The organism is Vibrio sp. Vb0349 (assembly GCF_033338975.1).
In genome coordinates this window covers 684,937-711,645 of record NZ_JAWOTS010000001.1, presented here as the reverse complement: position 1 = coordinate 711,645, position 26,709 = coordinate 684,937, and the positions used below count along the sequence as shown (strand labels likewise).

The window sequence follows — 26,709 nt, the reverse complement described above, 5'->3', positions numbered from 1 at the left end:
ACATTCTCCCCCCCCCCCCTTATGTTGTCAATAACCGTAGGAGTATGGTCTTGCCTTCCATTAGATTAAATATTTTAAAATCTTGAACTCTATTATCCACTTCGAAATTGATTTCAGCTCATTTGAGGCAGAAAGAAGCTAGAAGCACTTGCTTATGTTGGGTGAGTAAATGTATGTAAAAGCCTCAGTACATAAAAACGAACCTAATTTAGGTAAGCTCTTGGCAACTATATGCCACGACTCGAAAAGTAACGCGTGGGTGAATCGCCATAAACCCGACGAAACATCGCAATAAAGTTACTGGGCGTCGAATAACCTAAAGCATGTGCAATATCTCCCACCGATTCCCCTCGAGCTATCATTTCTAATGAATGTATTAGCAGTACTTGTTGCCGCCATTCACTAAAACTCATGTTTAACTCACTTCGAATCAATCGTCTTAACGTCCGAGATGAGACTGCCCCAATATTGGCCCAATGCTCTACAGAATGCTTGCTGTTTGGGTCTATTAAAATTGCTTGAGTAACTTTTTGCAGTCTCGGATCTCTGGGCAGTGGGATGTGGAGTGACTCATGAGGGCTATTGACGATTTCATCGGATATTACGGCGAGAATACGTAAAGACTGTATGGATAGATCGTCTGTTTTGCTCCATATCGATGCTCTAACCGATAGGGCTTTCAACACATCGCTCATTTGGATAACACAAGGTCTCATTGGAAACCGCTCACAACTCTCTGGAGTAAACAGTAATGAACGACCTTTCAGAGAACCACAAAAATAAACACTGTGCATCGCACCCGGGGGGATCCAACCAGCTCGATGAGGTGGTAGTATCCACGTTCCTTCATCGGTTTTGACCTGAATTAGCCCTTCATCTATACACAGTAACTGGCCTCGATGATGACTGTGCCAATTATGTGGCCGTTGATCCAAATGGTTGAAGTCGCTCCTTTCATGCTGCCACTCCTTAGCGATCAGTGCGGCGCCATTTTTCCATTCGCTGTAATCAGAGTTTGTCACTTTATTTACTCAATTCCATTTTGGCCATTATTCATTATTTTCTGTCCTCTTAACGTTACCATAGCAAGTTAGCGTTCGAGTAACATTTTAGCAACGATCATTTTATCGAAGGCAGAACCATCATGAACGAACCTATCTTTATTATCTATTACATTACAGCAGGCTTGGGCATTGGCTTTCTCGCTGGACTCGTTGGTGTGGGTGGTGGTGGAATGGCCGTCCCTATTTTTGCGTTTCTATTTTCACTACAGGGAATAGCTGATACGGAAGTAGTGCATCTTGCGTTAGGGACATCAATGGCTTCGATGATTATTACAACATTGGGCAGCATGCGCGCTCACTACAAAAAAGAGAATGTAGACTCGACAATGGTAGTAAAAATGTTGAGCGGAGTTCTAGTCGGAACATTTTGCGCCACATTCGTAGCATCGTATCTACAAGGAGTCTATCTGGCAGGCTTTTTCAGCGTATTCATGTTGTATGTTGCTTATAAGATGTTTCTCAACACTGAAAATGAGTACAACCCTAACCCACATGGGGCTATCGGTAATATCACTGTAGGCTCGGTGATTGGCTCTGTATCAGCACTTGTCTCTATAAGCGGTGCGGGGTTGATCATCCCCTATCTTGTCCAGCAAAATTTTGAGGTAAAACGTGCTATTGGTACCTCTGCTGCGATAGGTTTCCCTATCGCGCTGTCAGGAAGCCTCGGTTACATGTTAAACGGATGGGGAAACACAGATTGGAACAACTTAGTATTAGGATACATATACCTTCCTGCAATGCTCAGCTTCTCCATTAGTAGCTACTTAACTACTAGCCTCGGCGTGCGTTGTGCAGAGTATTTCCCAAATAAAGTTCTTAAGAAAGTCGTTGGTATTTTGTGTGTTCTTCTAAGTTTCAAAATGTTGGTACAAGTACTTAGTTAGAGCAAATAACACGGTCACTAGTAGGCCTTGCACTATGGTGAAAGGATAAGCCTGCAAAAACTTACTTCTCGCTTTGCTGGTCCAAGCACACAATGTGTAAGAAAGCTCCTCATTGTTGCACTCTTATGACTTTGTTAACCTGGCCAGAATTACATCCAAAATGTGCTGATGATTGTCCTTTCTGGAAACCTCGTCACGCTCCTGGCAAAGTGCTTCCTCCCCTTCTGATGCGAGAATTTTAATGCCACGCTCAGTACATTCTGCGAACGCACTAAACTGACTCGCACTAGGAATCTCTTGAAACGTCACATTGGGAAGATCAACAAGTGATTCGGCTGGTGTCAGTGCGGGATGTAGCCGATCAGAAAGCGTCACCACGGTGATAGCATTGTTCATCAAGGCCAGAGTTTCAGGGACAAAAGTTTTCGTTAGCTCAGGGTTGATAACGACGACCGATTTCAGTTTGTTTTCAGACTGAAATCGGGGGAATTTTTGATCCGGGATGCTGGTAATATCAACGTTATTTTCACGTAACCAATGACAGTCTACATTGGTGGCGTTGTGACACGATGTTCGATATTTCTCCGGGCTTATTTGCGCTCCGGAGAGCATCAGCATAGATGTGCCGCCCAGAAAAAAGCCGACCCCCTGCACTGCATCAGTATCTACGCCTCCGGACAGTATCCCGACCGAACTTAATTCGTTCAGCCCAAGCACCAAATCACTGGTTCTGAATGTGATTTCATCAACAGCCATTTCTGCATTGATTTCGTTCGGTGCAGGAGGCTTTGGTACCACAACGACATAACCTTGTTGCGCCAGGCTCGAGGCTATCCAACCACTGTGGGAAAACGCTGACCGTGTTCCGCCCTGCGACAAAAGCACAACGGGAAATTTTCCACTTGCTAAAGGGGCATCTAACTGCGTTTCGACTGATTTAAAAATGTTCCCCCTACCAAACGTGAAATTGTTTTTTTCGTTCGTTGTGGGATACCAATAATAGACTTCTACTGGCTTATCTCTGTCTTCACTGAATCCCGTTTTGATTGTTAGCGCAGAATGGTATTTCGGCTCATTCGTACTGGCGCTGGCACTGACACACAATGTAGCGAGTAGAAAAGACATTATTATTTTGGTTTTCATTTTTCCCTCAGCCGGTCAACACATTATTCTGCACGGCATCTAGAAAAATAACGCGCAGGAGATTCTCCATATATTTTGCGAAACATAGCAATAAAGTTACTTGGAGTCGAGTAACCCAAAGCAAGTGCCTACTTTGAACTGCGCCAGCACTCTCTTGGACAGAAATGATTTAGAGCATTTACTTAAATTAGCAAAATGCGAATAACTTCTGGTATGGAAAATCTGTGTCCAATCTGGCAGGAGCAGTTTAGTTATTGGAAATGCAGCTTTATCGAGACGTTCTATATGTATTGGCTTAACAGAGGTGTTGCGAGCTTCAATGCAATACCAAACATGATGCATGAAATCGCAGAATCTAAAATTCTCCATGTTCTTGGCTTACTAAAAAGTGGGATCAACTTGTTAGCCAAATACACTAATCCATAAAACCAGATCCCTGATGCAATCAGTGCCCCTATAACAAACAATAGTTTTTCATCAGGTTCCATTTGAGCAGTCACACCACCAAGGATCACCACCGTATCCAGATAGACATGTGGATTTAAAAAAGTGATAGCCATCGCCATTAAAACGACTTTTAACCAACTCTGGGCAATGTCCGAATTTTCCAACTCTAGGTGACTTGAACCATTCCATGCTGATTTTGCAGATTGGTAGCCATACCAGAAAAGAAATACTACGCCGCCAAGAGTCAAAAGGTCTTTCCATAATGGTGCTTTATAGAGCAGTGTCCCTATACCAAGTACACCAGTACTGATCAGTAGAATGTCTCCAAGAAAGCAGATAGTGGCAACGGACAGTGCGTATTGCTTTTTTAATCCGCACTTTAATAGAAACGCATTTTGGCTACCGATTGCGACAATCAAACTTCCAGAAACAACGGCACCCGTTAACAAAGTATTTATCACATCAAACCTCAATGGATTTTGAAGCAAACACCAACGATTGCTCTATCACTGAATCAGGCATGATCACTTGCAAGTGTTTAATCATTTCTTGCCCCGCCTCCTGCAAGTGTTCTAGTGGCATTTCAGGCAAGCTTTCTAGAATAAACCACATGTTACGTGTGTCAGATTCAATTCGGGTTCTGACACCCTGCCTCCAGTTCCAACGACGACAAGTAACGCCTACTTCATCGCGCCAAATTACTTCCCCAACATCAGGGTTTTCAATTGAAGCCTCACCATTTTTCATGGTGTCAAAGGATTCAGAGCCATCTGCGATAGTGAGTGTTGGCGTTCCTTGATAACTGTCCATATCTTCACCACCTACGGGTATGGCGTATCGAATACTGATGGCATTATAAATATCCACAATAGGGTCAATGCTCTGCATTCCTCCATCTTTCAATACTCGTTTTCGCAGTGCAGCAGCCGAGCAAGGGGTTCGAGTTGGTTTAGCGCCAAATTGACGAAAAACGTCTCCCCACGCATTGATGTGTGATTCTGCCCATGGATAGTCGTTCTCAATGACGGAAGTACATGCTTCTTGCAGAACCCGTTTTGCATACTCTTGGCTCTGAACTTCCGTTCCTTTAACGGATATGCTCAATGCTTTGAACTCTGGTGCAATCTGGGAAATTCGAGCATCGATTGACGGCACTACAACAACCATTAGATAATTCCTTCAGTGATTCATTTTCATGCAAGATACATTACAATGACCAAAAAAGTCAATATATCGACCGATAGTGGCACTGATGCTGATTTCATTAATCAAGCGGTAGCCGCAAGGATCAAGGAACATCGAAAAAGGCTCAAGTTGTCACTGGATGCCCTGTCAAAAAGAGCAGGGATAAGTAAAGGCATGTTAGTAGAAGTAGAGAAAGGGGCAGCTAACCCTAGCATTTCGACGTTGTGTAAACTGTCTGCTGCCCTTGGGATTTCGGTTGCCGATATTGTGAATGTTGCGAGTAATCCAACAGTCAACATCATTGATAAAGAGGACATTCCAACGCTTTGGACTGGCGAGCACGGTGGTAGCGCAAAACTTCTGGCGGGAACAAGCGGCCCAGATATGATTGAGTTGTGGCGCTGGAATATGAAACCATCAGAAGTTTTTGAATCAGCAGGTCATCCACAAGGCACGTTTGAACTTTTTCATGTTGAGTCTGGAATACTCACTTTGAATATTGATGGGAAAGCCATAGAACTGCATGAAGGTCAGTCCGCTATAGCTAAAACGGATGTCCCTCACAGCTACTCAAACCAAGCAGATTCGGATTTAGTTTTCACTATGAGCGTTGCTGAGTTACATCGATAAGCCCACTCATTTAGAGGCGAGTTCAAATAAGATTTATTAAGGCAAAGCCATACTCACAATAGATGGATTAGTACTAGCCCCAAGTAACAATGGGGCACTTTTGCGTTAGAAAGTACTCAACATGAAGGTTCTCGACAAAGATGAATCAACTCGATGCTGCCCAAAAGACGTCTAAGCGAGTTTCAGATTTCAAGTAACTTTTGAGACTTTGAGCACTTTATGTATATCGGTGTGTTCAATCCTAATAGAGCATTGAATAGTTAGATATTGAACAATCCATGTGAACTATGAAACTTAAGTTAACCGTGTGATTTGCTCTCTTACGATATCTAAAGCTGATTGCAATTGTAATCGGCTTAATGGACCTGCAAGTGATATCCTCACTGCTGCCGGCACTTCATACCGACCCACAGCAAACATTTCCGCTTCCCTCACTCTGACACCATGTTTCAACAACGACTGGTTAAAGTGATACCCTGTTAATGGCTCAGGCAAAGGTAGCCACACATTGTAACCAGGAACACCAATCTGGATTTCGGGAAATACTGCCTTCCAGATCCGATGACGTGCACTGAGTTCCATCGCTATCTCTTTGTCCACGGCTTGCATAGCTCCGCTAGTTAACCAACGACAAACAAGGTCGATTATCAAAGGGCTAACATACATACAACTGGCTCGTAGCGCACGTTGCAGTAAATCTTTGAACGACAAAGGCAGAATGATGAAACCCAGCCGCAATCCACCTGCAAAGTATTTAGAAAAACTGCCCACGTATAAGGTAATATCTGGAGCAATAGCAACTAAGGGACTCTTTCGATGAGACGGTGGGCAGTAGAGAACATCGTCCTCAATAATCAACACATTGTAACGACGACATATCTCTATGATTTTTAGTCTTCGGCTATCCGTTAACTGAGCTCCGGTCGGGTTCTGTATTCCCGGCGTAAGATAAAGCAGTTTTGGGCGATGCCTCTTACAGTGCAAAGCCAGATCTTCTGGATCTAATCCATGTTCATCGACTTTTACTGGCACTAGCTTTCGTTCGGATTGCTGACATGCATAGATGAACTCTGGATAACACAGCCCTTCAGCAAGAATTGTATCTTTAGGGCGGCTTAGAGATTGAATAATCAACGATATCCCGTGTTGCCCTCCATGAGTCCACACTAGACGCCGTGCATCAATATCGATATTGAATTTGGTCATCAGCCATTGTCGAAGAGTCTCGTTATGACCCCGAATGCCATCAGCGGAGTAGTAATCCAGCACGGCTGCCTGCGCAATTTCCTCGTGTGATAGCTCTTTCAACGCATTCGCAAGAAATTTCGGTTGCGATAATAGCAAAGGTCGGCAACGTGCCAGATCAATGCCTTTTTCTTCCAATACCGGATGATAAAAGTGGTTCAGTTCAGTTTCTCTGTTACGTACATAAGTACCGCTTCCTACTTTTGGTTCCGTTAAGCCCCTCCGCTCTAGCTCCCTATATGCCCTCGTCACCGTTCCAACCGTCACACCTAAGCGATAAGATAAAATACGCTGAGGAGGTAATTTAGTGTCTGGTTCGAGTTCACCACTCTCTATCACCTCTGCAATCGCTTCAGCCAGTGCCATAAACTTAGGTCCGGAACGACCCGATATATCAGGGACTAACATTGTCTCTCTCCGAAGGGGTACAATTAACTCTTGTATTCAGGATAAATAAGGCCTGACGAAAATGAAATCAAAGAATTGTCACCATGACGCATTAACAGTAGGTCTCTCTCACTTCATCCCTTTATTCTTGGCTTATCAGCACTAATTTGAGAAGAAAAGAAATGACAACATTATCGGACCTAACTCCAGCGATGAGTTTATTTGCGTTTGTCACCGCCATAACACCCGGCCCAAATAACTTATTGCTCGCCAACTCAGGGGCACAATTTGGTATAAGGAAATCATGGCGACACCTAATTGGTATCCGTATTGGCGTAATAGGGTTAATTCTGCTTTGTGCATGTGGTGTCGGTGTTGCCCTACAAACTCATCCAAGTTGGTATCTCGCTATAAAATACATCGGTCTGGTTTACATGTTCTGGCTGATGATTAAGCTGCTATGTACTAACCCTTTCGCAGGCAAACCCACTAAAAGCAAACCAATCAACGTAACTCAGGCTACGTTGTTTCAACTGGGTAATATGAAGGCTTGGATGGCATCACTTGCTTTGGTCACAAGTTATAGTCTCCCTTCTAACTATTGGCTCTCTGTTACATTGATTACTTTCGTGTTTACGACATTCGGACTGTTTGCAAATATTACTTGGGTCTGGGTTGGTAAAAAAATTCGTATTTATCTCAATACCGTATTAAGACAGCGCGTGTTCAACATCAGCCTAGCGACGATAACATTCATATCATTGTTACCAGTTTTGGGGCACTCTGCCTGAATGGCAAAGAGCAGAGTTTTGTATGTATAAAATTGCCAATTATCTAAATTCGGATTTTGAATTGTAACGCACTTTGGGACAAAAAAGAGTCAGCCTAACGGTCTGGCTCTTTTGAATGAAAACACATGGTATCGTGGAATAACTAGGGAGGCTGTGGCAGATTACACTCACTTACTCCTTAGGCAGGTGACCAGTTTCCTTCGCAAGCTTTTGCATCGCCTCGGCAAACGTTGTTGTCCCGCCTTTAGCTTTAACCTGTATTACCTTATATCCCAACTTTTCCAATGCTTGGCGCTCTGCCAAAACAGCTTTGTCATTGTGTTGGCTACCTTGAGCTGGCTGATGAATGTAGCATCCCTCTAATTTACCATCTTCGACTAATTGGTGGTGTTTCAGTGCATTAATATCAAAATCCATAATAATTCTTTTCATTAAGAGTGGGAGTTTCTTTGGCTAGTTACATACGCTTCAAAGGCTTCACGACACTATCTAAGCCTTCAATTTTGAGCGCTAAACATAGCTTGAGCAGATCCCCTAGCTCGCCGCTTGGCCAGCCCTTTTTATCAAACCACAGTAAGTATTCTTCAGGCAGGTCGATTAACACTCGCCCTGCATATTTCCCAAATGGCATTTGCATTCTAGCGAGTTTAATGAGGTTTTCTTTTTCTAACATAAGTGACAGAGAGTTAAGGTAACTCGCCCAAGGGTAACACTGGTTCTCCCTCCTCACCAGCAAATCGCAGTCACGTTTATTTTTGGCGGCCTTGACTCGCTTTATGCTAGAGTACGCGGCATAAAAAATGAGAACGAGAAAGCAATGAAGTCACCTTGTCGAGCAGCATGCAAAAATAACGCCGGAATATGCTCTGGTTGTCACCGAACGATGGATGAAATCATCCAATGGAAAGACAAAACCGATCTCCAACGAGATGCGATTATCGAGCAAATCGCAGGAGAAGATTCAACACACAGTTGTCCTGAATGCGGGACTCAAGCCCATTGTGATATCGCCGCAGGCAAAGAGACATGCTGGTGCCTTACTATTGAAACCCGTGATTTACCCAAGCCAAGCACCAACCAGCTGTGTTTGTGCCGAAAATGTCTAGAAAAAAAGCCAGTCGCGTAATACGACTGGCTTACTGATCATCGTTTTCTGACTAGTGTTTATTTAGCGGTTAAAGCGGACGCTTCAAACTTAATGCCTTCCCACCCTGTCACCATAAAATTACGAATATTCTGGTGATCGCTGTTCTCTGGATGCTGCAATACATCTTCACGATAAAAACGGCCAAAGCAGGCTAGCGTCGCTTCTTTGTCTAGGTTGTTTAGCAAACCGAAAGCGAAGATCTTACACGAACCGTTGTTCTCGCCTGCATTGTTTTGTGTCTCACCATTTACAAAAGCGGTTGGCTCAAACGTATAGTTATCTTCGATCACCGCCATCGTTGCTTCAAATTCGACCTGCTCTGGTGACGCTGCCAATAAATCTAAAAACGATTTTAATTCCATTATTCCTCTATCCCTACTTCATCATATTGATGACACATTAGTTTCATAAAAAGCCAATATAAGAGTCATCAATCATACATATATTCAGAGCCTTACCAAATCACACGTCATTCAGCGCTCTATCATTCCAGTTGCGGAAATGGACAGCAGCATAAAACCCATGCTGATTGACAACCTTTCGGATTGATAAGGAGATATCATGGTCACCCCTTTAAAGGCAATCGGTGCACTCGCATTGTCATCACTTGCCATCGCGTGTTCATCACAACCCGAAGATACCGTGGCTTCATTCGCTACACAATGCAAACCTACCACTGCACCCGTTGCTGGGGAAACTTCAATTCAAGGTTTAACTTTTATCGGAGCATCCGTTGCTGATGCACCATTCGACACATCGGCAGCTGAAATCGTCAGTTATGACGCCTGTACAGATAAGCTCTATGTGGTTAATGCTCAAGCAAAACGTGTCGATGTAATGTCTATGGATGACAACGGCGTACCAACGCAAAGCGCATTCATTGATCTCAACAGCGCTGGCGAAGCAGCGGGCATTGAAATTGGCGCAGCAAACAGTGTCGCTGTATTCAATGGTTTGGTAGCAGTTGCGATTGAAAACAGTAATAAACAAGCGAATGGTATTGTTGGCTTGTACCGCTCCGACGATTTGTCATTAGTCATGACGTTTCCAACAGGCGCATTGCCAGACATGGTTGGCTTCTCGAAAGATGGCCGATACATCGCAACCGCTAATGAAGGAGAACCAAACAGCGATTACAGCATTGACCCTGAAGGTAGTATCACTTTGATCGATCTGAGCCTTGGTGTTGCTCAAGCAGAAGTGTCACAAATTGGCTTTAACGAATTTGATGATTCACGAAAAGCAGAGCTTCCAAAGAATGTGCGTATTTCGGGGGTAAACGCCACCATCGCACAAGATCTAGAGCCGGAATACCTCACTTTTGCAGATAACGGCAAAATCTATGTCGCGCTACAAGAAAATAACGCCATGGCAATCGTCAATCCAGAGAGCAAATCAGTAGAGCGAATTGTTGGCTTGGGTGAGAAGTCTTGGTCGGGCGCTAAACTCGATGCATCCAACAAAGACAAAATCATTGGGAACTTGAAAAGCTACCCACAACTGGTTGGCTTATTTATGCCTGACACCATCGACAGCTACTCAGTGAATGGGAGTACTTACATCGTATCTGCAAATGAAGGCGACGGGCGTGAGTACGGATTCAAAACCACTCAAGAACTGTGCGACAAAGCTGGCTTTATGTGGGATGAAGACGATTACCTCGGTACAGATGAATATACATCTGAGCAAGGAACCTGTTTAAGCCATATTGATGAAGTGCGCGGTAAGAAGCTGAAAGTGGCAGCAGAACACCCATTGGCAGAGGCACTAAAAGACAACAAACAACTCGCGCGTTTAAAAGTGATTAAGCCGGAACAAACGCTTTCTGCACAAGAGAATGTTCAATCATTTGGCGCGCGTTCATTCTCGATTTGGGATGAAAACGGCAAGTTGGTCTTCGATAGTGGTGACGATTTCGCGACTATCGCGCTGCTGAATGAAGGCAAGAACTTCAACAGCACCAACGATAACAATAATAGTGGGGATGACCGAAGTGATGATAAAGGTATTGAGCCAGAGGCGATTGAAGTAGCACAAATTAACGGTCGTCATTACGCGTTTATCGGCTTGGAGCGTCAAGGCGGTATCATGATTTATGACATCACAGACCCGAAACAAGCGCAGTTTATGCATTACGTAAACCGCCGTGATTACAATCAGCCAGTATGTACAGAAGTCGAAGATGGCGAATGCATGAACGACACATACAATCCAAAAGCAGGCGATTTAGGTCCAGAGTCCATTAATTACTTTACCCGTAACGGTGGTCATTTTATCGTCGTTGGCAATGAGGTATCGGGCACGACATCCGTCTTCCGAATCAATCTATAAAGTAATGTAAAAGTCATTTAGAAACAAAACGCCCGACGTAAGCCGGGCGTTTTTTGTATGAGGTAATGTCCTACTCTGCCGATGCTAGCGCGTCACACTTTGATGCGCAGATAAAATCGTTTTTATGCAGACCTTTGATAGAGTGACTCCACCACGTTACGGTAACCTTACCCCACTCCAACAAAATAGAAGGATGGTGGAACTCATCTTCTGCCAGTTCCGCGATTTTGTTACTGAAAGCCCATGCTTGTTTGAAGTTCTTAAATTTATACACCTTTTCTAGTTGAGGTATGTCTTCTCTTTCAATGATCTGCCAATCAGACAATTGCAGCAGCAGAGATTGTTGTTCTTCTTTGCTTAGTGCAATGGCATCGATACTACAAGCTTCGCATTTTTGTTCATTCAACATGAGCAGGTTCCTTTGGTTCAAAAAGTGGAGGAAGCAGTCCAGCTTCAATCGCTAGATCGGCTTGTTTCAATAAATTTAACTGACTGATTTTAAAAAGTTGAGAAAAGTCATCAATCACGTAATACTTCGGTTGCATGATGTCGATACGATAAGGCGTTCTCAGCACTGTTTGTAATTCAAATGGGTCGCGAATTGCTACATCACTCTCTAATGCGTAGAGGGTTTCGCCAGGAGATGAAAGAATACCACCACCGTAAATTTTGGTTTTGTCCCCTTCTTTCACCAAGCCAAACTCTACGGTAAACCAGTAGAGGCGAGCGAGATAGGCTCTTTGTTTTGGGGTAGCGGCTTGCCCTAGTTGACCATAATGCTCGGTAAATGCAGCAAAGTCTGGGTTGGTTAACATCGCGCAATGACCAAATATTTCGTGGAAGAAATCTGGCTCCTGTAAGTAATCGAACTCATCTCTTGTACGCAAGAATGTGGCGACTGGAAAGCGCTTATTACCGAGTAGATTAAAAAATCGGTCGAAATCAATAAGCGCGGGAACGGGCTCCACTTGCCAACCTGTTGTATCCATCAAGACACGATTAATTTCTGGCAACTGAGGAACGCGGTCTTGAGGTAAATCAAGCAGCGTCAAACCGTGTAAATAAGCCTCACAAGCTCTGTTTTGGATCACACCCATTTGTCGTGTTACCAAATCTCGCCAAATGGCGTCTTCTTCACGGCTCCATTCAACCCTGCCTTCCTGGTTTACGGGTTTAGAACGATACTGGGTCATGGCTCATCTCCATTAACAAATCCTTTACATTAAGCCTATCTGTAGTCTTAAGAGCTTCCAATCCCTGCGCGATTTTCTCAGCATTATCCTGATGTAACATATTGTTTACAACCCATCGTAACTGCATGATTTTTATGACACGATATAATATCTGGCTTGTTTGACTTTATCGTGTATTCCTCTCACACTAAAACCTGTTATCACTTTGTTATAGAGGGACCTATGCGCGAGAGCAGCAAAGTATGGCAACCGAGCGACAGTCGTATCGAAGAAGCCAACATTACACAGTTTATTGAACACATTAATCGACAAGGAAATACCCTTGAAAGCTTCGCTGATCTGCATCAATGGTCACTCGATCATGTAGAAAAATTTTGGCAGGAAGTTTGGCTATTCTGCGACGTCATTGGCACTCCGGGAGAGACCATAAAAGAGCGATCAGAAAGTCGCTGGCAGCAGCCTGTTGAAAATAGGGATATAAAATGGTTCCCAAACGCGCAAATTAACTACGCCGAAAATTTGCTAACCTACGCGTGTCACCAACCCGATGATCTCGCGATTTGGTTTGAAAATGAACGTGAAGAAAAACAGACCTACACCTGGAAACAATTGTGCGAAGAAGTTTCGAGTGTGCAGCAATGGTTGAAAGAATGTGGAATTAAGCAAGGTGATGTCGTCGCTGGTTATTTACCTCACCTACCTCAAACGGTGATAGCTATGCTAGCAACCACCAGTTTAGGGGCGACCTGGACTTCCACCTCACCTGATTTTGGCGTCGAAAGCGTTTTGGAGCGCTTTGGTCAAGTGAAACCCAAAATCCTGTTTACTTGTGATGGCTATACATTCAATGGCAAAACTTTCGATATGTCTGAGAAAAACCAGCATATTGCGGATCATCTTGATGGTCTTAAACAAGTTTGCCAAATTAGCTACCTTAAACCACACATTTTTGAATGCGATGTCTGCACCCAAGATTGGCAAAACGTCCTGAATCAATACACACCCGAAGCGCTGACTTTTACTCGTGTGAATTTTAACGATCCGCTATTTGTGCTTTATTCTTCAGGCACAACAGGCAAACCGAAATGCATCGTTCATTCCGTCGGCGGAACGGTGCTTAATCACTTGAAAGAGCATCAACTGCATTGCGATATTCAACCGAACGAACGCGTGTTTTATTACACGACCTGCGGTTGGATGATGTGGAACTGGCACGTTTCTTCACTCGCGAGCGGTGCATGTTTGGTGATTTTTGATGGTAGCCCTGTTTACCCCACTCATGATGTGCTCTGGGACCTCGCAGAACGAGCCGAAGTGACGCTGTTTGGAACCTCAGCAAAATACCTAGAGGCGCTGGAAAAAGCATCTTTTTCTCCGCAGAAAAGTGATGCATTTCCAAGTCTGAAAACCATTTGCTCAACGGGCTCTGTTCTGTATCCAGAACAGTTTGATTATGTCTATCAGCACATTAAAGAAGATGTACACCTCGCCTCGATTTCTGGCGGAACAGACATTTGTGGCTGCTTTGTATTAGGCAACCCTATTTCTCCCGTTTATCGGGGAGAGTGCCAATCAGCAGGGTTAGGGGTCGATGTCCGAGTCTTTAACCAACAAGGTAATAGCGTAATGGGAGAGCGCGGCGAGTTGGTTTGTGCCAATTCATTACCCAACTTCCCTGCTGGCTTTTGGAACGACACCGGTGAGAGATATCATCGCGCTTATTGGGATAAATTCGACAATATTTGGCACCACGGCGATGATGTTGAACAGACCAGCGTTGGGGGATACGTGTTTTATGGTCGAAGTGATACCACGTTGAATCCCGGTGGCGTAAGAATCGGCACGGCCGAAATCTATCAGCAAGTGAACTGTATAGACGGTATTCTAGATTCGATCGCAGTAGGAAAAGAAGTCGATCGCAACGAACAAATATGGCTGTTTGTCCAATTAGTCAAAGGGGTAGAGCTCAATGACGAGATGATCGCTTCCATCAAAGCACAGCTAAAGTCTGCATGTTCTCCAAGGCATGTACCTAGTGCGATTTACGCAATAAGCGATATACCTAAGACACGCTCAGGAAAGCTGGTCGAGTTAGCCGTTAAGCAAGTCGTTAACAACCGAAACGTCGAAAATTTAGGCGCAATAGCCAACCCTGAAGTGCTGGAGGAGATACGCAGGATAATCGTCTAAAAATAACCTCCGAAGACTTAGTTGTTCGAGTATGTCCTTGCCTGCACCACGACGACTTGTTTAGAGCAAGTAAAGTTACACATACCCTCAGCAGATAAGAAAAAAGCGAGCTTGTTAGCTCGCTTTTGTCAATTTTTGTTCTTTATTCAGCGGTATTAGCGACGGCCAAGCCCCATTAATACCGACATTGTTTTACCATCAGATGTAATGTCAAAAACGTGTTGCGATTCAACTTCAGTAAAACCCGCTTCTTTCAGTGCACGCTCAGACTTCGCAAGGGTAAAACCGTCTTGTTCACATTCTGCAATCCAATCAAAATGAACAAAATAACCGCCGTGGTTAAGTAGAGAATGCGAGATCGTTAATGACGCGTCTAAGTCTTCCACGAACGCTAAAACTGATGATGCAACCACCAAGTCGAACTGTCCACGAAACGCAGGGTGCTGAGCGACCAAGCCGCGAGATAATGCATCTACCACAGGTTCTACATTGACGAGCTCTTTTTTATCGAGTTCCTCAATCATGGCTTCCGATGCGTCTAATGCTACGATGTCTTTAACCATCGGTGACAATCGTTGACTTAACTGCCCTGTTCCGCATCCAAAATCTAGTACTTTAATGCCATCAAGCTGAGTTAGCTGTTGTAACTGCTCAAACACCGACTGCGCAAATTGCTCTGTTGCTGGATTTGATTCCCAGTTTTTTGCTAAGCCGTCCCAATCTTGTGCCATCGTGGCCTCCATGTTCACTTTTTGTAACCCACATAGATTACCGCAAAACCGTTAAAAGACCATAGACTTATCTAGCGGATTCGCGTTTTTTTCGATAATCTTTCATGGCTTTGGGAGCGCATCTGCATAATACCCAAATTATTTGAATTCATTTATTGGTTGTGTCAAATCATGAACTTAACTCAAGTAGAAGCCTTCTGCACCATCGCTGAGTGTGGTTCTGTTTCTGAAGCGGCAAGGCAACTCGACTGCAATCGTACCAAACTCAGTATGTCGATTAAGGCATTAGAGAAAGATCTCGACGTTGAATTGTTTAACCGAACTGGCAACCAGCTCACCCTCTCTGAAGCTGGGAAAGCCATTTACAAAGATTGCGAACACCTACTTATCATCGCACAACGGGTCAGAAAGACCTGCGCTCAAATCTCGGAAGGGTTTAACGCGGAAGTTTGGGTAGCACGTGACGACTCCTTACCTGATGATCTCTGGCAAGAATTATCTCATACATTGAATAACCGCTTTCCTTCAACAACCTTCAACTTAATCTTGGCATCCAGTGGCGACTTAGCCAACTTGGTCAGTACCCACCAAGTAGATTTTGCTTTCGGCGTTGATTATGAGCGAGTAGACGATCCTCGTATCGTATATAACCCATTAGGCAAGATACGTATGATGTCAGTATGCAGTGTAGCACACCGCCTAAGTAAGATGCGCCGTGTCTCAGACGAAGATCTACGTAGTCAAATGCAAGCACTAATGGTGTACCTAAATGAGAAAGACAACCCTGAACTGCAACCTTTCTCGACTCGATATATTGGTTTTTCGAGTTTTGACTACATGCTGAACACCATCTTAGAAGAAGACGCTTGGGGCGTGCTTCCAGAACCATTAATCCGCCATTACCTTCGTCAGCAGAAGCTCGCCGTTATCAAACACACATACGGATTGACGCAAGAAGACTACTGTATGTTTTCACCTAACGGCCATGCTGAGCACCCTGCAATGACGTGGTTAGCAGATAAATTGAGCGAGTATTTATTTGACTTCTAAACATTTTATCAGTGAGCGTCAATTTTACTGACACCAAAAAACCACAGTAAGCCGTTGTTTTATAAGAACATAAATAAAAGCGCAATTTTTTAGATTAGTTACTGGTCACTTTGTGGTTGCCTAAATTACCTTATGAGCGAAGAATAGTAAGGTATTAAAATTCAAAGGCATCTTTTATGTGTGACAGGACAAGCAAAAACGAAAACCGTATTCTAACCATTTCAGCCCTTTTGGCATCTGGGTTCGCTTCTGGTGGTATGGTACTTGGCTTGCTTGTAGGCTCAATTGTCATCGTTTTTGACGGTGTTTACTCTTTGGTCAGCTTACTGTTAACTTTATTGTCACTGGCCGCTTCTTACTATATTAACAAGCCTTCAAAATCTGTATTCCCATTTGGAAAAGCGGTCTTAGAACCAATCGTTATTGCGATAAAAGCAGCCGTCATTTTAGTGGTTGTAAGCTTCTCTCTCTACTCTGCGATATCAGCATTGATGTCTGGAGGTCGCGAGGTCGATGCTTCTATTGCGACCTTATTCGGCATCGTGAATGTTATCGGTTGTGGTTACGCTTGGTGGTTTATGGCGAAACGCAGCCGCCGCTTCTCATCAGGCTTGATTGAAGCGGAGAAAAAACAGTGGCAAATGGATACTTTGTTGAGTGTGGCGGTGACCGTAGGATTTATCTCGGCTTGGGCTGTTTCACTAACGCCATTCTCTGAGTATGCGGTATATGCCGACCCCATGATGATGGTTTTAATGGGCTTTTACTTCCTCAAAGTACCGTTCGATATGCTAGTAGGTGCCTTACGTGAACTACTAATGATGGCACCAAGCAAAGAGCTGTGTCAGAGCGTTGGCAAAGATGTTCTTGAGATTGAAAAAGTAACTGAGCATCAATTGAAACTGGCTGGCGTAACGAAGGTGGGCCAAGAGCTACGAGTAAATGTGGACGTACATATTGATGACGACACATTGGAGCTTGATACACTAGAGCACACTCGTAAGCAGCTTATCAAGCGACTGTCGAAGCACAGATTCAAGCTTCAACTACACTTGAACGTCGCTTATTAGAGTGCCACCAAAGAGCCGTTAAAACTCAATAAAAAGCTCCCAATCTCGGGAGCTTTTTTAATTTTTTCGATTTAGCTTCTTCGTATTCGAATACAGCTCGCAAGGGAGATCTGTTCGTTGCTCACTTAAATTCTCTGATCTCGTTGGTAACTTACCCAGCCGCTTCGCGCTTCTCTTTGGTGACTAACCAACACATCAGCGAGCCCACCGTTACCATCACAACGCCCTGCCAAAAGCTATGGCTCAGAGTTACGCCAAGAATAATGGAAGAAAATAACGCGGAAAAAATGGGTGTGAAGTAAGACAAGGTGGCGAGAAAAACCATATTGCCGCCAACGATCGCGATATTCCATAAACCATAACCACCAGCCATTAAAGCCGCAGAGGCCACTAAGTACCCCATCGCTTCCCAACTGAATGTCATTGGTGGCTCATCCGTAAACGCGTATTTGACCCAAAGCGAAACAGCTGTTGCAATAAAAAACAGGGTAATCGCATTATGTTTAGATTGCTGCCTTTGGGTTAAGTTGCAATAAAAAGCCCATATAACCGCGCCAGCGAAAGCCATAAAATACACCAGAGGGTTACTACTAACATTGGACATGATCTGAGTTATGGATAAGCCATTCTCACCGCTCACAGTCCAAGCAACCCCAACAAACGCCAGCGTAACTGCGGGATAAAGCAACCAGTTTGTTTTTTTATTGCTGCCAAGGACCGCAAATAAAACCGTCAGTGCGGGCCAAAGGTAATTGACAATCGACACCTCAATTGCCTGCGCGCGCGAGTTGGAATATCCCAAAGATAGAGCGAGAAATATTTCATAACAGACGAACATCGCACCACCAAGCGCAAGATACTTGGGAGAAAAGTAAGACAACTTTGGAATACCGACCACGATAAGAAGGAAAACAGAGCTAAGAGAGTACAACATGGCTGCCCCGCCTACAGGACCTAAACTCTCCGTAACCAACCTCGCGATGCCAAGCAGACAACTCCAAGAGAGAATCGCGATACAACCATAAAGTGTGAAACGAAATTGCACTGATTTCATGTGACCTACCACTCACGAATGCCAAAGGAAACGTCAGCTTAACTCAAAAATGATCAGGTTCAACGTACTGTTTTATAAAAATCAGTATAAAAATCATTCTATTAAGCCGTTGGAGTCGATATGAAACATTTTCTGCCCTCTAGTGTTATGCTTACACCCTTTGTTGTGCGCTACTATGATGAAGATGACAACGAGAGTGAAAACGTTAAAACACATTCGGAAACGCATGGTCTAGATAGCGAAGAGCAATCTAAGGAACGTTCAGAGTAAAGGAATCCAAACATGAAAAAAGTCGCAGTCATTTTAAGTGGTTCAGGCGTTTACGACGGTTCTGAGATCCACGAAGCAGTGTTGGCGCTCTACGCCATCGAGAAGGCAGGTGCAACTTGGCACTGCTTTGCACCTAACATTGACCAACTCCACGTCATCAATCACCTAACTGGTGACGAAATGGATGAAACACGTAACGTATTGATCGAATCAGCTCGTATTGCACGCGGAAATATTGACGATGTCGCCAAACTTAACGTCGATGAATACGATGCCCTACTGCTTCCAGGTGGGTTTGGTGCCGCGAAAAACTTAACCGACTTCGCTGTTTCGGGTGCGGAGTGCTCCATTAACACACACGTAGCTCAAGCTTGTCGCGCGTTTGCTAATGCGAAAAAACCAGCTGGCTATCTGTGTATTTCTCCTGTCATTATTCCGATGATTTATGAGCAAGGCGTGAAAGGAACGGTAGGCAACGATGAGGCAGTCTCAATAGCATTTAATCAAATGGGCGGTGAACACACCACGTGCCCTGTCGAAGACATCGTTTTTGATGAAAAACACCTCGTACTTTCAACCCCTGCTTACATGTTGGCAGAGAATATCTCTCAAGCGGCTTCAGGTATCGAAAAGTTAGTATCAAAACTGATTAAAATAGCTTAATTATTAGTAGTTAGCTTATAAAACACTTCCCTACCCCCATTGATAATTAAGTTATTAATGGGGATTTTTTATACTTTAGTCGAATTTAGAGATATATCCGCGTCAGAAGTCAATTTCTGCCAATCGTTTGCGTCCATAGTTTCATATTTGTTCTACTTTATATCAGTGTTGCACTTATACGCAGTGCAACAAGATCACTGTCACAGTTTTTCTCTTGCAAGTACCTCTAAGTGGGTAAACTTGCTTTAGATCAACTTCAATCTGGAAACGAATGTGCGACAGTAAATGGCAAATTAAGAAAGATTATTAAAAATAACGACGGAGCTATCCAATATGACAAGTGCATTTTTTATCCCTACGGTAAACCTAATGGGCGCTGGTTGTTTGAAAGACGCAGCAGACAGCATCCAATCTCAAGGCTTTAAAAAAGGTTTGATCGTTACGGATAAGATCCTTAACCAAATCGGTGTAGTCAAACAAGTTCAAGACCTTCTCACTGAGCGCGATGTAGCAACCGTTGTGTTTGATGGCACTCAACCAAATCCAACTATCAGCAACGTTAACGACGGCTTAGCACTTCTTACTGATAACGAATGTGACTTCGTTATCTCTCTAGGCGGCGGTTCACCACACGACTGTGCGAAAGGTATCGCGCTTGTTGCTTCTAACGGCGGCAAAATCGCAGATTACGAAGGCGTAGACCAATCTGCAAAACCAATGATGCCACTTATCGCGATCAACACGACGGCGGGTACTGCATCTGAAATGACGCGTTTCTGCATCATCACTGACGAAGAGCGTCACATTAAGATGGCTATCGTTGATAAGCACACAACACCGCTTATCTCGGTAAACGATCCAGAGCTAATGCTCGCTAAACCTGCTTCGCTAACTGCGGCAACAGGTATGGATGCCCTAACTCACGCGATTGAAGCTTACGTATCTATCGCGGCAACACCAATCACTGATGCAGTAGCAATCAAAGCGATTGAGCTTATCCAAGCTTACCTACGCACAGCAGTGAAAAACGGTGAAGATCTAGAAGCTCGTGAACAAATGGCATACGCACAGTTCATGGCGGGTATGGCGTTCAACAACGCTTCTCTAGGTTACGTACACGCAATGGCACACCAGCTAGGTGGTTTCTACGACCTTCCACACGGTGTTTGTAACGCGATTCTTCTACCTCACGTACAGCGTTACAACGCGCAAGTATGTCCTGAGCGTCTACGTGACGTAGCAAAAGCAATGGGCGTAAACGTAGAAGGCATGTCTGCTGAAGAAGGTGCAGCGGCAGCAATCGACGCTATCGTTACTCTAGCGAAAGATGTGGGTATCCCAGCAGGTATCAAAGAGCTTGGTGCGAAACTAGAAGACATCCCAACACTAGCAGACAACGCACTGAAAGACGCTTGTGGTTTCACTAACCCTAAACAAGCAACTCACGAAGAAATTTCTAAGATCTTCGAAGAAGCGATGTAATCTCGCTAACTAAACAATTCTCTAGCCTTAATTCAATCCCCGATCTCGTATCGGGGATTTTTTACATTCATATACAAGTGAATCTCTGCCAAACATAGTCTTTTAGTGTTAGCTTTTAAGTATTAACACGATTCATATTGGAAGGAACCATGAGAACGATTGCTGCTGCCCTACTCACTTGTTTATCCTTTTCTGCCAACGCTGCCGAATACCGCGCCAACGAAGTGGCGAATGGATTTCAGATCCCTTGGGGGATCGAGTTTTTAGATAACCAACGCGTTATTGTCAATGAAAAGAACGGTACGGTTTCGTTGCTGGATATCACCACAGGCAAACCTCAAAAGCTGTTTAACGTCCCCAATGTGAACACCAGTGGACAAGCCGGCTTATTGGATGTCGCGCGCGCACCGAATGCCGATACGCAAAACCCGCAACTCTTCTTTACCTACAGCAAGCGCACGAGTAAAGGCAATACGGTGGCGTTAGCGACGGCGCAATTGCAAAACAATCAACTTGTGGGTTGGAACGATCTCTTTGTTGCTGATGCCATCACCGACACAGGGCGTCACTACGGCAGTCGACTTTCATTTGTTGGCGACAAAGTTTATTTCTCAATCGGTGACCGTGGCGAACGTGATAATGGGCAAGACACTCAAACCCATGCTGGCAGTATTCTGCGCCTTAACCTTGATGGTTCGGTTCCGCAAGACAACCCATTCAAACCTTCCCAAGCTCGTCCTGAGATATGGAGTTACGGGCACCGTAACCCACAAGGTATGTTTTACGACGAAGCAACAAAACAGCTGTGGTCTATTGAACATGGACCACGGGGTGGCGATGAAATTAATCTAATCAAGAAAGGCGCGAACTACGGCTGGGCAAAAGTCTCTCATGGTAAAGAGTATTGGGGTCCGTTGGACGTCGGGGAAGCTAAGTCGTTACCGGGAATGGAAGATCCAAAACTGGTATACATCCCTTCTATCGCGCCCAGTAATATGATTTTGTACCGTGGCGATAAGTACCCTGAATTGGACGGAAAAATCCTCGCCGGTGCATTGAAACTGGCGCACATCAACGTGGTTTCTATTGAGAATGGCAAGCTCACCGAATCAAAAAGATTGATGGAGAATCTTGGTGAGCGAGTAAGAGATATAACCATCAGCCCCGATGGTTATATCTACTTTTCTACCGACAGCGGCAAAATCTTTCGTCTTGAGGCAAGGTAATCAAACACTAAAATCGTTAAGACTATTTAATTTGTGACGTACTAGTGATTTATTTTCGTACAATCCAAGCAGAAGAATCTAAACTTAACAATAACCTTTTGTTTTTTATAACGATAGTTCGGTTAAGTTGTACGAGGTCATTATGATTCCATTCCCTTTACAGCTCGATAAAATTAAAGCCGTGGTGTTTGACTTAGACAACACCTTGGTGAGTTCTGATATGAACTTCGGCGAATTGCGACAACAGCTAGGTTGTCCGCAGAGTGAAGATCTATTGGATTTTGTCGACGCACTTGAGCATCCTCATCATCGAGAGCACGCTCATAACGTGATATTTGATTACGAGATTTCTGATGCTGAGCATTCTGCTCCAATGATTGGCTGCCATGAATTGCTCGCCCACTTGCATCAAAATGAAATCAAAACCGCTATCGTGACACGCAACTGCCAAATCGCCACGCAGCGCAAACTAGAGCACAACCAAATCTCTGTGGAGCGAGTCATCACTCGTGAATGCTTCCCGCCCAAGCCAGATCCATTGTCTTTGCAGGTGTTGGCGAAAGAGTGGCGTTTGATGCCGGATGAAGTGCTTTATGTCGGCGATTACCTTTACGACTTGCAGGCAGCGTATAACGCTCAGATGCCCTCTTGCCTTGTTCATCACGGTAATCAAGAAACCTTCAATGATTCAGCCTCGTTGGCGCTTAATGAACTCAGTGATTTATTGAGCCATTTCGAATCCTTACCACGTAAATAAAGCACACATATAAAATACGCAAACAAAAAAAGGGGCACCAACGTGCCCCTTATGACTTATTCCCGATTGTTTCATGCGTTCCCAAGGATTGCTTGAGTGATGCGTTGCTTAGCCTTGTAGGTAAGCGTTAAGCATCCACATTAATTTTTCTTGCTCACGGATGTAGTCACCCATCAATGCCGCTGTACCTTCGTCATCTGCTTCACCCGCGTTTTGTAGAATCTCACGCTGTTTTAGAAGTAGAACGCTAAAGCCTTGAACCAGACCTTGTACACACTCCTCACCAGAAGTCGCGTTTTGATGTTCTTTAATTTCACTTGCTTCCAAGTAGTTGCTGAATGCGTGCGCTGGCGTATGACCCAAAGTTAGAATACGCTCTGCAAGCTCATCGATTTTTGTTTGTAGATCAGTGTAGATCTCTTCAAATTTTACGTGCAGTTCGAAGAATTGCGCACCTTTAATGTTCCAGTGGTAACCGCGAGAGTTCATGTACAACACTTGGTAATGCGCTAGCAGTTGATTTAACTGTTGAGCTAGTTGTGCTGATTGTTCGCTGTCTAGACCAATTAGGCTTACTTGTTTGTTCATAATCTTGCTCCTAGAAGGATGATACCAATCGTAGTAACGAACGATTCTCTTACTGAGATTGGTATAAAGTTTAAAAATTCTTTTGCAGTATTTGCTGCCGATGGAGTCATATTACGACTCCGGCTCGGTGAAGAAAATTTGGTTTTAACTATGATTTAAATAGCTAAATCCAATGAGCAAGTAGACGTATATCGGCGTATCATCCAACAAAAAGCCCCAACCCTTTTTGTGTAAAAAGAATTGGGGCTTTTTTACTATTTGGTTAACGTTCAAAAGTCGATGAACAGACGTAAACCTTATCTACGCCGTTTTAAAAGTTGCCATCTGTTGATTCAGCTCGGTAACTTGCTCTTTTACTTGCAATGATGTCTCTGATGCACGTTGGCTGTTATTCGAAACCTCATCCACTGATTGAGTAATACCGGACATCAATCCAGTGATCGAGTTGGTCGCATGAGATTGCTGCTCTGCCGCTGCCGCAAGTTCTGCCATTTGTTCATTCAAAGAACCAATTTGCTCGGTCGTGACAAGCAAACGAGTTACCGCTTTTTCAATGTGTTCAGCGCCCTGCTCCGCAAGTGATTGACTGTGTTCAATCTCCTCAACCACAGAATTGGTCGAGCGTTGAATCGCATTAATGATGCCGTTGATTTCTGTCGTCGATTGAGTAGTGCGCGTCGCTAACATGCGTACTTCGTCCGCCACAACCGCAAAGCCTCGTCCTTGGTCACCCGCACGCGCTGCTTCTATCGCGGCATTCAGTGCCAGTAAGTTAGTTTGTTCTGCCAAACCTTCAATTACTTCCGTCACTCGACCAATGGCTTCGCTCTCTTTGCTTAACTGCGTCACTTGTGTACTCGCGGTTTCAATGCTGCCGTGCAAGCTTTCCATGGTGACTTTGTTTTGCTCTAAAGCATCACGACCTTGTTCAATCTCACCTTTTGAATCAGAAAGCTTCTGCACCGATTGATTGGCTTGATCTAGAGTGTTACGCGCGGCTAAAGCGATTTCATCCAGTTGGCTTCCCATTTCAACAATGCTGGTCTGTTGCTGTTCAACATTCGATGAAGTGACTTGCGCCGATTCCAATAAAGCCCCCATGCTGGTATCCACTTGGTGCGCTTTCTCACTCACCCCTGCCACGATGCTCGCTAACGATTGGTTCATGCGGTTAATCGAATCGGTAAGGTCTGCCAATTCATCTTTCCCAACAACAGTTAACGGAGGCTGAGAAACATCTCCTGAAGCGATCGTCTTGGCTCGCTCCGATAAGTTTTTCACTCGGCGACCAATGGTATTGCCCATGTATTTTGAAATCGCTACTGCGGCAATCAAAACCAATGCCGCAGCAATCAACATAGTGGTGAGTACGTTCTTGATCGACTGATTAATACCCTGTCCACTTTGATCAGCACGACTTTGCTGAGCCAATACGATCGTTTCTAAGCTTTGGTCTAGTGCATCCGCTGCTGGCAACAGTTCGTTCGCCATCAGCAAGTTTGATTCGTTCCACTCTGGCGACTGACGCAATGCAATTACCTGCTCTGCTAAAGGAAAGTACAGTTGCTGCATTTCTTTAAACAGTGACCACAATGATTGGTCGTTATCAGTCAGTCTGTCGAGTTTACTGTCGATTTCCGCCACAGACTGATTGTGGTACTTAATCAAGTCGTGGTATTTGTCCAGATGATCTTGCTGCCCGTACAACAGGAAATCTCGCAGAGCAGACAGCGCATTGGCGAGCGAGGTATAGCTATCCGCGTAAACTTTAAACAAACGCTTTCTGTCTCCACCAAATGGGTTTCCTGACTCTTCATTGATTAAGCTTTGAAGCTGATCAAGTGCCACTTCTGCAATGGGTGCCGCTTCGTTAATAAAGAGGTTGTGCGCGGGTAAGTTCTCATCACTGTGGCTAAGTTCAATCAGCTTGTTCAAAGAGACTTTTACCGCGTCCCACTGGCTTTGAATCGCTTGAAAATCCTGTTCAGAGATCAGAGCCTGCAACGTTGGAAGCGACTCGTCTGTAGAAGCCATGATATTGCGTACGTCCTCACTCAGACGTGCGCTCGCCTCTTCATCGCCACCTAGCAACATGTAGGCTCGAATAGAAGACAGCGACGCTTGAACGGACTGTTGGATACCGCGACTGGTGTCGACGGTCGGTAAATCGGATTTAAGTAACGAAGAGGCGTATTGCTCTACGGTAGTGACGTTGCGATACGTGAATACCGCTGATGCCATAAAAAGTACGGCTAGCAGCACAAAACTGAGCTGCAACTTCCCTGATATCGTAAGGTTCATCCATAAACTCCTGACAACGATGAGCCTTAAATATAACGATGTTTACAAAAATGTTAAATACTGGTATCAAAAGTTACTAAGAAAACCATGTAAATCACTATTTTAAGCCGATAAATAGGGCTTATTTGAAGTATGGTATGCGCTCACTACGTAAAATCAGATAATTAACGTAAGTCGTTTCTAAGCAGTCTTGATCCCACAACGAAAGAATCCGCTTAGTGGCGAAGTAGTAATCTTTATTACGCAGTAGCACACCCACCGTGCGGCTGAGCTGCTTAAAGCGCTGTTGCTCATTAGCAGAGATGTAATTGTCTTCATTTTGAATGATCGGCGCCAATCCATCGGCAAACCAATTGTTCAGAATTTCACGCATCTCTAGTTCTGACTCCGGCACATCCATACACGACAACTCACGATGCAGTGGCGGCGGTACTATGTACTTTGACGCTTTTGGCGAACTGACATAACGGTACATGTCGCTCCTCCTTGTAAATGACTCTTATACCCAAGTGACTTCAAGATGCAGGATTCAGAGCGTTGTCATTGATTCGGGGTCAAGGAAAACAACGCAGCGTAATAGTCAGCTCTTTCCAAGTTGTTTGACACAGAAGCCGAGTCAATGACACGCTCCCGAAGGGCGAGCTGTCTTGGTTTGTATACTTTGTTGTCGATTCTTGATTTAGACCCACTAGACCTTTAAATCGCCGCCGCGTCTACAAACCAAGCCATTCTCGCTGAACCTAACATCTCGAGGTTACTTGGGTATAAACTAGCTAAGAATACTTTTTTCAATTTCCAAGTTTTTTTCTAGAGCTCATAGAAAGAAGACCAACAAAAAAGCCATGCAAAGTAGGCTCTGCATGGCTTTGGTTCGGGC

Annotated in this window: 28 protein-coding genes; 13 read left to right on the top strand and 15 right to left on the bottom strand. The window is 44.3% G+C overall.

The genetic code is table 11. From position 1 onward, the window contains the following. Positions 1 to 227 precede the first annotated feature (227 nt). Entirely contained in the window at positions 228 to 1,022 is a 795-nt protein-coding gene (locus R7Q47_RS03165; RefSeq protein WP_005389423.1) for an AraC family transcriptional regulator, read from the bottom strand. Positions 1,023 to 1,144: 122 nt separating this feature from the next. On the opposite strand from R7Q47_RS03165, the gene R7Q47_RS03160 reads away from it, so the two are divergent. Then, positions 1,145 to 1,951 (top strand): sulfite exporter TauE/SafE family protein, encoded by an 807-nt coding sequence (locus tag R7Q47_RS03160; protein WP_130545527.1) that lies wholly within the window; start codon positions 1,145 to 1,147, stop codon positions 1,949 to 1,951. A 123-nt stretch (positions 1,952 to 2,074) separates the two neighbouring features. On the opposite strand, the gene R7Q47_RS03155 is transcribed toward R7Q47_RS03160, so the two are convergent. From R7Q47_RS03155 to R7Q47_RS03145, 3 genes are all read right to left on the bottom strand, one after another. After that, positions 2,075 to 3,094, bottom strand: coding sequence for an alpha/beta hydrolase family protein (locus tag R7Q47_RS03155; protein WP_053350633.1), 1,020 nt, complete (start codon positions 3,092 to 3,094; stop codon positions 2,075 to 2,077). 281 nt (positions 3,095 to 3,375) lie between these two features. After that, positions 3,376 to 4,002, bottom strand: a complete 627-nt coding sequence (locus R7Q47_RS03150; RefSeq protein ID WP_053350632.1) for a LysE/ArgO family amino acid transporter — start codon at positions 4,000 to 4,002, stop codon at positions 3,376 to 3,378. A 1-nt stretch (position 4,003) separates the two neighbouring features. Next, complete coding sequence (locus R7Q47_RS03145) at positions 4,004 to 4,708, bottom strand: B3/4 domain-containing protein (protein ID WP_213901306.1); 705 nt, start codon at positions 4,706 to 4,708, stop codon at positions 4,004 to 4,006. A gap of 45 nt (positions 4,709 to 4,753) precedes the next feature. Here R7Q47_RS03145 and R7Q47_RS03140 point away from each other — a divergent pair, with 45 nt between their 5' ends. Continuing rightward, positions 4,754 to 5,356: a helix-turn-helix domain-containing protein gene (locus R7Q47_RS03140; protein ID WP_025768446.1), complete on the top strand. Its 603-nt coding sequence runs from the start codon at positions 4,754 to 4,756 to the stop codon at positions 5,354 to 5,356. Between the two features lie 294 nt (positions 5,357 to 5,650). On the opposite strand, the gene R7Q47_RS03135 is transcribed toward R7Q47_RS03140, so the two are convergent. Next, positions 5,651 to 7,009 (bottom strand): PLP-dependent aminotransferase family protein, encoded by a 1,359-nt coding sequence (locus R7Q47_RS03135; RefSeq protein ID WP_053350629.1) that lies wholly within the window; start codon positions 7,007 to 7,009, stop codon positions 5,651 to 5,653. 161 nt (positions 7,010 to 7,170) lie between these two features. Here R7Q47_RS03135 and R7Q47_RS03130 point away from each other — a divergent pair, with 161 nt between their 5' ends. Beyond that, positions 7,171 to 7,779 carry a LysE family translocator gene (locus tag R7Q47_RS03130; RefSeq protein ID WP_154203933.1) on the top strand — a complete coding sequence of 203 codons (609 nt, stop codon included), beginning with the start codon at positions 7,171 to 7,173 and terminating at the stop codon, positions 7,777 to 7,779. Positions 7,780 to 7,950: 171 nt separating this feature from the next. Here R7Q47_RS03130 and R7Q47_RS03125 read toward each other — a convergent pair whose 3' ends face one another. Continuing rightward, positions 7,951 to 8,196, bottom strand: coding sequence for a hypothetical protein (locus R7Q47_RS03125; protein ID WP_154203934.1), 246 nt, complete (start codon positions 8,194 to 8,196; stop codon positions 7,951 to 7,953). A 40-nt stretch (positions 8,197 to 8,236) separates the two neighbouring features. Next, entirely contained in the window at positions 8,237 to 8,452 is a 216-nt protein-coding gene (locus R7Q47_RS03120; protein WP_005375557.1) for a DUF3820 family protein, read from the bottom strand. 144 nt (positions 8,453 to 8,596) lie between these two features. Between R7Q47_RS03120 and R7Q47_RS03115 the strand changes: the two genes are divergently transcribed. After that, positions 8,597 to 8,905, top strand: coding sequence for a cysteine-rich CWC family protein (locus R7Q47_RS03115; protein WP_154203935.1), 309 nt, complete (start codon positions 8,597 to 8,599; stop codon positions 8,903 to 8,905). Between the two features lie 38 nt (positions 8,906 to 8,943). Here R7Q47_RS03115 and R7Q47_RS03110 read toward each other — a convergent pair whose 3' ends face one another. Continuing rightward, positions 8,944 to 9,288, bottom strand: a complete 345-nt coding sequence (locus R7Q47_RS03110; protein WP_005375560.1) for a HopJ type III effector protein — start codon at positions 9,286 to 9,288, stop codon at positions 8,944 to 8,946. A 199-nt stretch (positions 9,289 to 9,487) separates the two neighbouring features. Between R7Q47_RS03110 and R7Q47_RS03105 the strand changes: the two genes are divergently transcribed. Continuing rightward, positions 9,488 to 11,257 (top strand): choice-of-anchor I family protein, encoded by a 1,770-nt coding sequence (locus tag R7Q47_RS03105; protein WP_318088596.1) that lies wholly within the window; start codon positions 9,488 to 9,490, stop codon positions 11,255 to 11,257. Between the two features lie 70 nt (positions 11,258 to 11,327). Here R7Q47_RS03105 and R7Q47_RS03100 read toward each other — a convergent pair whose 3' ends face one another. Further along, positions 11,328 to 11,666 (bottom strand): 4a-hydroxytetrahydrobiopterin dehydratase, encoded by a 339-nt coding sequence (locus tag R7Q47_RS03100; RefSeq protein WP_005375563.1) that lies wholly within the window; start codon positions 11,664 to 11,666, stop codon positions 11,328 to 11,330. Beyond that, complete coding sequence (phhA, locus tag R7Q47_RS03095; RefSeq protein WP_064369173.1) at positions 11,656 to 12,450, bottom strand: phenylalanine 4-monooxygenase; 795 nt, start codon at positions 12,448 to 12,450, stop codon at positions 11,656 to 11,658. Before phhA ends, R7Q47_RS03100 begins: the two co-directional genes overlap by 11 nt. A 222-nt stretch (positions 12,451 to 12,672) precedes the next feature. Between phhA and R7Q47_RS03090 the strand changes: the two genes are divergently transcribed. Beyond that, a complete protein-coding gene (locus R7Q47_RS03090; RefSeq protein WP_170893318.1) occupies positions 12,673 to 14,640 on the top strand; it encodes an acetoacetate--CoA ligase in 1,968 nt (655 codons plus the stop codon). A 155-nt stretch (positions 14,641 to 14,795) separates the two neighbouring features. Here the strand turns inward: R7Q47_RS03090 and R7Q47_RS03085 are convergent, their stop codons facing one another. Next, the gene (locus tag R7Q47_RS03085; RefSeq protein WP_017821100.1) at positions 14,796 to 15,371 is read right to left on the bottom strand and encodes a class I SAM-dependent DNA methyltransferase; all 576 of its coding nucleotides are present in this window, start codon (positions 15,369 to 15,371) and stop codon (positions 14,796 to 14,798) included. Between the two features lie 171 nt (positions 15,372 to 15,542). On the opposite strand from R7Q47_RS03085, the gene R7Q47_RS03080 reads away from it, so the two are divergent. Together R7Q47_RS03080 and R7Q47_RS03075 are read left to right on the top strand one after the other, a co-directional pair. Further along, complete coding sequence (locus R7Q47_RS03080; protein ID WP_115386719.1) at positions 15,543 to 16,421, top strand: LysR family transcriptional regulator; 879 nt, start codon at positions 15,543 to 15,545, stop codon at positions 16,419 to 16,421. Positions 16,422 to 16,597: 176 nt separating this feature from the next. Further along, on the top strand, positions 16,598 to 17,491 hold the full coding sequence (locus R7Q47_RS03075; RefSeq protein WP_248486241.1) for a cation diffusion facilitator family transporter: 894 nt from the start codon (positions 16,598 to 16,600) through the stop codon (positions 17,489 to 17,491). Between the two features lie 151 nt (positions 17,492 to 17,642). Here the strand turns inward: R7Q47_RS03075 and yddG are convergent, their stop codons facing one another. Beyond that, a complete protein-coding gene (gene yddG, locus R7Q47_RS03070) occupies positions 17,643 to 18,545 on the bottom strand; it encodes an aromatic amino acid DMT transporter YddG (protein WP_005389394.1) in 903 nt (300 codons plus the stop codon). Positions 18,546 to 18,665: 120 nt separating this feature from the next. On the opposite strand from yddG, the gene R7Q47_RS03065 reads away from it, so the two are divergent. The 5 genes from R7Q47_RS03065 (at position 18,666) to R7Q47_RS03045 (ending at position 22,943) form a co-directional block, all read left to right on the top strand. Beyond that, entirely contained in the window at positions 18,666 to 18,815 is a 150-nt protein-coding gene (locus R7Q47_RS03065; RefSeq protein WP_017634379.1) for a hypothetical protein, read from the top strand. A 12-nt stretch (positions 18,816 to 18,827) separates the two neighbouring features. Then, on the top strand, positions 18,828 to 19,478 hold the full coding sequence (elbB, locus tag R7Q47_RS03060; protein WP_017634378.1) for an isoprenoid biosynthesis glyoxalase ElbB: 651 nt from the start codon (positions 18,828 to 18,830) through the stop codon (positions 19,476 to 19,478). 333 nt (positions 19,479 to 19,811) lie between these two features. Continuing rightward, a complete protein-coding gene (yiaY, locus tag R7Q47_RS03055; RefSeq protein ID WP_005388247.1) occupies positions 19,812 to 20,960 on the top strand; it encodes an L-threonine dehydrogenase in 1,149 nt (382 codons plus the stop codon). 149 nt (positions 20,961 to 21,109) lie between these two features. Further along, on the top strand, positions 21,110 to 22,186 hold the full coding sequence (locus R7Q47_RS03050; protein WP_318088593.1) for a PQQ-dependent sugar dehydrogenase: 1,077 nt from the start codon (positions 21,110 to 21,112) through the stop codon (positions 22,184 to 22,186). A 142-nt stretch (positions 22,187 to 22,328) separates the two neighbouring features. After that, entirely contained in the window at positions 22,329 to 22,943 is a 615-nt protein-coding gene (locus R7Q47_RS03045) for an HAD family hydrolase (protein ID WP_154203941.1), read from the top strand. 108 nt (positions 22,944 to 23,051) lie between these two features. Here the strand turns inward: R7Q47_RS03045 and R7Q47_RS03040 are convergent, their stop codons facing one another. The 3 genes from R7Q47_RS03040 to R7Q47_RS03030 all read right to left on the bottom strand — a co-directional run bounded on the left by R7Q47_RS03040 (position 23,052) and on the right by R7Q47_RS03030 (position 26,307). Further along, entirely contained in the window at positions 23,052 to 23,531 is a 480-nt protein-coding gene (locus R7Q47_RS03040; RefSeq protein ID WP_005388254.1) for a Dps family protein, read from the bottom strand. A 300-nt stretch (positions 23,532 to 23,831) separates the two neighbouring features. Beyond that, the gene (locus R7Q47_RS03035; protein ID WP_154203942.1) at positions 23,832 to 25,832 is read right to left on the bottom strand and encodes a methyl-accepting chemotaxis protein; all 2,001 of its coding nucleotides are present in this window, start codon (positions 25,830 to 25,832) and stop codon (positions 23,832 to 23,834) included. A 121-nt stretch (positions 25,833 to 25,953) separates the two neighbouring features. Beyond that, a complete protein-coding gene (locus tag R7Q47_RS03030; RefSeq protein ID WP_005388258.1) occupies positions 25,954 to 26,307 on the bottom strand; it encodes a hypothetical protein in 354 nt (117 codons plus the stop codon). Positions 26,308 to 26,709: the final 402 nt, after the last annotated feature.